Below are 7289 nucleotides of genomic sequence, written 5' to 3' on the forward strand. Positions count from 1 at the left end.
ACAAATGCCTCCATATCAAAATATTTAAATACATTTTGAAAAAAACGCCTTGACATAGGTTTTTTTTTTCGGGGTATGGTGTCTTTATATTTCATATTTAATGAACGTCGTCAATAAAAAAATTCATAAAATATGAAATTTTATAAAGGTAAAAATTAATTATGGATAACACAATGTTAGAAAAACTTTGGAATTATGGAGATAAAAAAGTGATGGCAGCTATTATTCTTTGTCTAAAGAACAAGAGTTTTGAAGAATCGTTAAAACAGCTTTCTGAACTTCAGGTTTTGCTTGATAATAAAGACGAATAAATTGTTCAGATTCTTTTATTAAAAAAGGTGGGATTTCACCAAAAAAATCAATAATTTTTATTAGCTCGTCCGCTCTTATTAATCTAGGTTTTATTGGTTTATTTTTTGCTGAATTATTTAGTATGTTGGACAAAGTAGATGGCAATATTCCTAAGTGTTTAGCTAGCATTTTTTTGCTGCCATGTCCATTTTTAGCTAATTGCTCATTAAGCCACGCCTTTAACTGATCCGATTCCATAAGAGTAAGGCTCTTTCATGCGACATGAAAAATCAATAAAAAAAAACTGAATTTTTATCTTGATAAAATTCATGAAATATGAAACTTTATTATTATGAAAAAAGAACCTGCGTATACCATAATAAAATATTTAGGGGGGGCTGTTAACGTTTCGCGTATTTTGCAGAAATGTAAAGGCGCTGTTTATCGTATCACTTATTCTAAAGAGAAGGGTGGTGCTAATGGATTATTTCCTTCAATTTATCAAGCGCAATTATTAACCTACGCACGTGATCATGGGATAGATTTGCGTCCAGAAGATTTTTTTTATCCCGAGCGCTTGCAGAGATTAATGCAAGAGCAACACCCCCCAATGTCGAAAATTAGCAAGAGCTGCGGTGTTGATCACACCGGAGAAACTTTACAGCATTAAGGAGACAAAGATGAGTTCGAATGAGATTTTATGGATAGCAGTGGTTTCAGTTTTGCTCTTAAGCGGAGTGATGTTTCGTATTGCATTGCATTATCGCGATCAAGTTAAAGCACTTAAAGAGCAGGTTCAAGATATTAAGAAAAAAATGAAAGAGAATGAGTTTAGGTATTTAAAGGAAAGCAAGCAGACAATTGATGAATGTGATGCGGATCTTGAAGAACGTGACAAGGAAATTAAACAACTGAAGCAAGAGATTGAAGAACGTGACGAGGAAATTAAACAACTGAAACAAAAGACTGAAGAGCATGAAAAGGCGTTCAGAAATGTAAGTGAAGTTGTAATGACACTCGAAGCAGATGTTCAATCACGTGACAAGGAAATTAAAGAACTGAAACAAAAGACTGAAGAACTAAAACAAAGTATAGATGCGTATCGAGAAGAGTTTACACGGAAAAGTGAAAAGATACGGACACTAAAAGCAGATGTGCAATTACGCGACGAGGAAATTAAAGAATTGAAGCAAGAGATTGAAGAACGCGACGACGAGGAAATTAAACAACTGAAGCAAGAGATTGAAGAACGTGACGAGGAAATTAAACAACTGAAACAAAAGACTGAAGAACTAAAACAAAGTATAGATGCGTATCGAGAAGAGTTTACACGGAAAAGTGAAAAGATACGGACACTAAAAGCAGATGTGCAATCACGCGACGAGGAAATTAAAGAATTGAAGCAAGAGATTGAAGAACGCGACGACGAGGAAATTAAACAACTGAAGCAAGAGATTAAAGAACGTGACGAGAAAATTCAAAGACTAACACAAGAGCTTAAACAGCGTGATGAAGCAGTAAAAGCGCCGCCTCATAAGAATAAGAAGAGTAAGAAGAAGGGTAAGTGAGGAGTGGATAAGATGACAGTTAAAAAGAAGTATGAATCTACTGATGAAACAATCGAAGTTAATGGAGTTACGCTTCATCGTATACGTGCTTTAAGAAATTTTAGAGATGTGTACGCAGGTGACTTAGGTGGCTTTATTGAAAATGAAAGCAATTTAAGTCATGAGGGAGACTGTTGGGTTGGGGACGATGCAAAGGTTTATGGTAGTGCTAGGGTTTACGGTCGAGCCAAGGTTTTTGGTAATGCCAACGTTTATGATAACGCTCATGTTTATGGCAATGCCATTGTTTATTTTGATGCTAAAGTTTTTGGTAATGCACATGTATACGGTACAGCAATAATTTGTGAAAATGCCCGTGTGTGTGGTGATGCATGGATTGATACAGGTTTTATTAGTGGTTGTGATTTAGTTAATAGTAGTAAAAAGAAATACGAACTTACAGACGATACAGTTGATCTCGGTCCTTTCAAGTTACACCGAATACGAGCATTGAGAAGCTTTGGCAAAGTAAAGAAAGGTGATTTAGGTGGCTGGGTAGAGAGTGAAGAGAACCTCAGTCACGAAGGTAATTGTTGGATTAGTGGTTTAGGGGCTGTTTTTGGTGGCGGCAGATTACGTGGTGATCACCTAGTTCCAAACTTTAATTACATTTCCAATACGACTTATAAATTGTCTATGTTAACACCACAACAATACATGGCATCTCTACCTTGGCACCGTAGAATATGGGAGCGACTCCGTTATTATTGGGAGTGCGGAATATGGCTTTAGAGCTTCATAAACGTGATGAATAATACAATTCTTTGTTTTGATCTAGGTACCAAAACGGGGTGGGCGATACGTGGTGCAAGTGGTGACATGTTCAGTGGTACCGTGAATTTTCAATCGCGCCGTTTTGAAGGCGGTGGAATGCGTTACTTGCGTTTTAAACAATGGCTATCAGAAATAAAGCAGACAGCAGGTCAAATTGACGTGGTGTATTTTGAAGAGGTGAGGCGTCATAAAGGTACAGATGCAGCGCATGTTTACGGTGGTTTGTTAGCAACGTTAACGGCGTGGTGTGAACAGCATCAGATACCGTATGAGGGGATACCAGTAAGTACGATTAAGAAAGCGACGACAGGAAAAGGTAACGCCTCAAAAGAAGAGATGATTAAGGCGGTGCGTGCAAAAGGGCACAATCCGAAAGATGATAACGAAGCAGATGCTTTAGCAATTTTATATTTAGTTAAAGAAAGGGAGGTGAAGTATGTCAACTAAGTTGCCATGGACGAGGCTTTTTGCAGACAAGTGGCTACTTGATCTTGCATATTTGCCAGCTTTTGAAGGTTTCATATATGTTAAGTTGCGCTTTCAAATGCTTCGCACAGGAGAGCCGCTTACGAATAATTTTAAAGTGTTATCTTTATTGGCTGGCTGCTCAGTAAAAAAATTTCAGAAGGCATTAGATCTTTTATTAGAAACTGGACATATCATTTGTTTAGAAGATGGTCGGTTGTGGAACCCAGATGTTGAATTAGAATTAAATGATAGCAAAGAGAAATCAGAAGCAGCAACAAAAGCAGCTCATTCTAGATGGCATAAAACAAAAGGTAAAAATGACAATAATCATATAAAAGAAAACGCATATGCGGATTGCATGCAGAGCGCATACGATGCGCATAGTGTTGCGCAATGCGAACGCAATGCCATTAACAATAACATTAACATATATAAAAAAAATAAAACTAACGTTTTATTAAAAAAAGAAATTGATTTTGAAGATTTAGAAACAATCGATTTGGTTGACGAGCCAATCGAGTGTGATGTTGAAAGCCAATCAGAGCAAACCAACCAATCAATCATTCACGAGCAAGAAAGCGTTCCTAAGAAAGCCAAGCGAAGTAAGGGGAAAAAAGAACTTGGAAGCGTACCAGAAGATTTTGAACCTGATTTGCAATACGCAATCGATAAAGGCTTAACGCAGGATGAGGCGTTATTAGAATTCGAAAGATTTAAACTTCATTGGAAAGCCAACCCATGTCGAAATGCAAACAATCGCGATTGGCAAAGTGCTTGGTGTGGTTGGATTATTAACCAGAATGGAACGCTCACCAAGAAATTAGAACAGGAGAAACGATATGCAAACGAACGCTATAAGCTCTCAACAAATAACTTCACAAACAGCCTTTCACAAAGCTTCAGTACACTCAAAGCAGCAATCACCACTAGCGATTCTTATGGATCAGAATGCAGCAGAGATACAGAGGCTATCAGTTCATTTGCAAGCACTTGCCAAGAGAGTGGACCGGAGTGTGTACCCTCCAACCTCTATGCATGGAAAGCCGTTGACGCTGGAGGAGAGATCGCAAGTTTTGCAAGACTGTAATCGCTTACAAGCACTGCTTTCACGGAAAGTTACGGTTGAACATATCGAGGCGGCTGCTTATTTGCTTTCTGGTCTAAAAATACCGGCAAATATAGACCCTAATGTTATCGCTTTAAATTACAGCATAGCCTTATCAGATGCTTCAGAATACGCTCTAAAGCAGGCTGTTAAGGATATCATATGCGGAAAAGCAAAAGGATTATCGAAAACCTTTATGCCAACAGGAGCAGAGCTTGCAGAGTATTGCAGAAATTTGAAAGCAGAGCTTTTTTCGGGAGCATCAGTCATGAAATCGCATTTAAAAGCATTGAAGGATAAACAGCAAAGTAGTGAAGTTTGCTGATGATTTTGAGAATAGATATGCGTTTAAATTGACAGAAAGGCACCGTACAGAGCGATTTAAAGATTTTGTGATAGAAACCACATTGAAATTAAAAACGCTTCTGTACAGTCCATTTTGATGCAAATAAACCCATTGGTAAAGTTATGGATTTAGATAGGGGATATTAAACCAGATGTTTTTAAAAAAACGTAAACAGAAGGGGGGAAAAAAGTTCGTTGCAACGGCGGTGGGGCATGCCCCATGGGGATTAGGGGTAGCAGAGTATTTTTACAATCTTTACGAATATGATGATGGTACAAGAGAATATGAAGAATTTGACGGTGGTCAGTATCATGAGATGCCTGAGAAAGTTGATTACAGTACCAAGGCGCAAGTGAAAGCTTGGATATATGGGGGTGGTATTCCGAAAAGCGTTTTGAGTTGCGAAGCGTTGATAGATGAGGTGAATAGGGAAATCAAAAAACGTACAGTTAAAGCAGTGAAAACTTATGATGATATAGACAACGAGCTAGAGAAAGCACTTGATATTCAATTAGGTAGGTATCAAAATGAAAAAAATTAAAAAAANATATTCAATTAGGTAGGTATCAAAATGAAAAAAATTAAAAAAAATAAAAAATACGTATTGACTTTAATGAAAGGTTCGTTTAGAAAGGTCGACAAGTGCTCAAAACACTAAATCACAAGCGGATAGACCCCGATAAGGTTTTTCCCATTTCTTTAAATACTGACTGTCTTTTATGTTGTGATTAGCATATAACGATTATGTCGGGTGTGTTCACACCATACAATACTCTTTATGAGAAAAGTGTGACGACGGACTTGTGACCGTGTTTTGAACACCCGGCGCCCTTATGGGTTGTCAATTCAAAACCCAATTATCACAAGGATTACTAGCATGAGTGCTACAGTTAAAAAGAGAAAACCATCCAAAAAATATGAATTAACCAATGAAATAGATCATATGACTGGTCTCACATTATACCGTATACGCGCTTTAAAAGATTTTGGAGATGTCAAAGCAGGGGATCTAGGTGGTTTTATAGAAAATGAAAGCAACCTATCGCATTATGGTACGTGCTGGGTATATGATAAAGCCCGCGTTTTTCAAAATGCCCGCGTTTCTGGGAATGCAAAAGTAAGAAGCTTTTTTGTAGACGTTTGTGGGAATGCAAAAATTTATGGGAATGCTATTTTTGAAGCTATTTTTATGGGAGGCAATGCGCGTCTTTATGGGAATGCTCATATTAAAGGTGCTGTTGTAATTGAAGGCAATGCAAAGATTTATGATAATGCCTATGTAACTGATCATGCTCATATTTCTGATGATGCCGTCATTTGTGATGATGCTCATGTTGGAGGCAATGCAAAAATAAGCGGCGCTGCTCATATTTGTGATGACGCGCGTGTTTTCGATGATGCCGTTGTATGTGGTGCTCTTATCTCAGGAGATTCTTATGTTCATAGCGCCGCTTCTTTAACAGCAGATGATCATATTTGGAATGAAGCATATCCCGAATTTGGTAGTGAAGATGATTATTATCGTCATGAGTATTATGATGATTTTGAAGACTATTATGATGCTGATCTTGAATCGGAAAATGATGACGATTTAGAATGTGAATTAGAATATGAAAAAGAAGCTGCTTAAATAACGGCGCGGGCGGTGCGGGGGCGCCTCCTTATAATCATTTCATTTAAAAATTTGTTTGAATATTAGATTAGGGAGCTACCTATGAACGCTAAAAATGTATCTAAAAAATATGAAATTACAGACGAAATAAAAAAAGTTTACGATGCAGAAACCCGTCAACCTAAACACTTTTATCGCATTCGTGCATTAAGGGATTTCGATGATGTAAAGACAGGGGACCTTGGTGGCTTTATTGAAAGTGAAGATAATCTCTCACATGATGGTAATTGCTGGGTGTATGATAATGCTATAGTTGCTGTGAATGCCGTCGTTTCTGAAAATGCAAAAATACGTAATGATGCCATTGTTGCTCAAAATGCTAAAGTTTATGGTAATGCTATAGTGAGTGGAAAAGCTAAAGTTTATGGTCATGATACCCATGTTTATGGCAATGCACAGGTTTCTGATAATGCGAGTGTTAATGGTAGTATGTGGGTTCGTGGTAAGGGAGTAGTTTATGGCAAGTGCGTGGTTAATGACAATGCCAAGGTTTATGGTGATGCAAAAATTTGTGGTCAAGTTTGTAACAATGCCGTGGTTTATGGGAAAGCCTTTATTGCTGTAAATGCAAAAATTTATGACAATGCCAAGGTTTGGCATAGTGCTGATGTGAGTGGCTTTGTTTATGGCAATGCAAAAGTATCAGGATCTTCTTATATATACGAAGGTGCTCATATTTTTGATAATGCAAGAGTTTATGGAAAAGCGGTTGTTTACAAAGATGTTAAGATTTATGGCAACGCCGCTCTTAAGGAAAAGAAAACATTTCGTGATGATGTTTGTAGTAATGATGTAATCACTGAAAAAGCAGCATAAATAAAATAACGGGGCGGGGGGCTGCTTTATAGCAAAAAAGCCGCGTCCTTTAAGACACGGCTTTTATTATCAAAACAGCTAGCGATCTAAATAAACGATTAAAATAACCAATCGAAATATAAAAGAACATCTCTTTATTGCACAAAACGTATCAAAAAGCAAGCTGTTAAGTAAAATAAAAATGGGATTCACACTGTAGATTCAGTGGTT

The 7289-nt window shown here is 37.4% G+C and carries 10 protein-coding genes; 9 read left to right on the forward strand and 1 reads right to left on the reverse strand.

What is annotated here, in order from left to right; all coding sequences use genetic code 11:
• Positions 1–222: 222 nt before the first annotated feature.
• Complete coding sequence (locus ACFIKX_RS07705; RefSeq protein WP_375627683.1) at positions 223–549, reverse strand: XRE family transcriptional regulator; 327 nt, start codon at positions 547–549, stop codon at positions 223–225.
• A gap of 94 nt (positions 550–643) precedes the next feature.
• Here ACFIKX_RS07705 and ACFIKX_RS07710 point away from each other — a divergent pair, with 94 nt between their 5' ends.
• The 9 genes from ACFIKX_RS07710 (at position 644) to ACFIKX_RS07750 (ending at position 7079) form a co-directional block, all read left to right on the forward strand.
• On the forward strand, positions 644–961 hold the full coding sequence (locus tag ACFIKX_RS07710) for a hypothetical protein (RefSeq protein ID WP_375627684.1): 318 nt from the start codon (positions 644–646) through the stop codon (positions 959–961).
• A gap of 10 nt (positions 962–971) precedes the next feature.
• Positions 972–1859: a hypothetical protein gene (locus ACFIKX_RS07715; RefSeq protein WP_375661235.1), complete on the forward strand. Its 888-nt coding sequence runs from the start codon at positions 972–974 to the stop codon at positions 1857–1859.
• 12 nt (positions 1860–1871) lie between these two features.
• Positions 1872–2630 carry a hypothetical protein gene (locus tag ACFIKX_RS07720; protein ID WP_375612681.1) on the forward strand — a complete coding sequence of 253 codons (759 nt, stop codon included), beginning with the start codon at positions 1872–1874 and terminating at the stop codon, positions 2628–2630.
• A gap of 15 nt (positions 2631–2645) precedes the next feature.
• Positions 2646–3119 carry a crossover junction endodeoxyribonuclease RuvC gene (locus ACFIKX_RS07725; RefSeq protein ID WP_375646105.1) on the forward strand — a complete coding sequence of 158 codons (474 nt, stop codon included), beginning with the start codon at positions 2646–2648 and terminating at the stop codon, positions 3117–3119.
• Positions 3109–4227, forward strand: a complete 1119-nt coding sequence (locus ACFIKX_RS07730; RefSeq protein WP_375627688.1) for a hypothetical protein — start codon at positions 3109–3111, stop codon at positions 4225–4227. Before ACFIKX_RS07725 ends, ACFIKX_RS07730 begins: the two co-directional genes overlap by 11 nt.
• Positions 4214–4570 (forward strand): hypothetical protein, encoded by a 357-nt coding sequence (locus ACFIKX_RS07735; RefSeq protein ID WP_375621830.1) that lies wholly within the window; start codon positions 4214–4216, stop codon positions 4568–4570. Before ACFIKX_RS07730 ends, ACFIKX_RS07735 begins: the two co-directional genes overlap by 14 nt.
• A gap of 172 nt (positions 4571–4742) precedes the next feature.
• Positions 4743–5132 (forward strand): hypothetical protein, encoded by a 390-nt coding sequence (locus tag ACFIKX_RS07740; RefSeq protein ID WP_375627689.1) that lies wholly within the window; start codon positions 4743–4745, stop codon positions 5130–5132.
• Positions 5133–5468: 336 nt separating this feature from the next.
• Positions 5469–6221 carry a hypothetical protein gene (locus ACFIKX_RS07745; RefSeq protein ID WP_375620302.1) on the forward strand — a complete coding sequence of 251 codons (753 nt, stop codon included), beginning with the start codon at positions 5469–5471 and terminating at the stop codon, positions 6219–6221.
• 84 nt (positions 6222–6305) lie between these two features.
• Positions 6306–7079 (forward strand): hypothetical protein, encoded by a 774-nt coding sequence (locus ACFIKX_RS07750; RefSeq protein ID WP_375627690.1) that lies wholly within the window; start codon positions 6306–6308, stop codon positions 7077–7079.
• Positions 7080–7289 lie beyond the last annotated feature (210 nt).

This window comes from Bartonella sp. CM86QHHN (assembly GCF_042194695.1).
Lineage (GTDB): Bacteria > Pseudomonadota > Alphaproteobacteria > Rhizobiales > Rhizobiaceae > Bartonella.